This window comes from Pseudoalteromonas sp. GW168-MNA-CIBAN-0100 (assembly GCF_040309225.1).
GTDB classification, from domain to species: domain Bacteria; phylum Pseudomonadota; class Gammaproteobacteria; order Enterobacterales; family Alteromonadaceae; genus Pseudoalteromonas; species Pseudoalteromonas arctica.
The window spans coordinates 1-286 of the sequence record NZ_JBEOOL010000441.1; the positions used below are offsets into that span (position 1 = coordinate 1).

Consider the following 286-nt stretch of genomic DNA (forward strand, 5'->3'; position numbering starts at 1 on the left):
GTATTAACAAATCCAGCTGTACTAGTTATTCTTGTGCTTACCTTGCTTGGTGTAACCGCACATTATGGTGCCTATGTTTACATTACAAGCCTGGTTGAGGAAATTGGTTTAGCTGGTGGGATTGAAAGTGCTTTATTGTTTTTTGGTATAGGTTCGATGATTTCTGTTTTTTTAGCTATAAAACTTATCGATAAATACCTGCGGCTATTAACAATAACCATGTTTGCATTACTTATTGTTTCTATGCTCACATTACTAATGTTTGGCAAAGTAAAAGGTGTAGGGC

At 35.7% G+C, this 286-nt stretch carries 1 pseudogene; it reads left to right on the forward strand.

Annotated features, from left to right (window positions below):
• Nucleotides 1-286, forward strand: a pseudogene (locus AAEY62_RS21865) (MFS transporter); the annotation flags it as partial.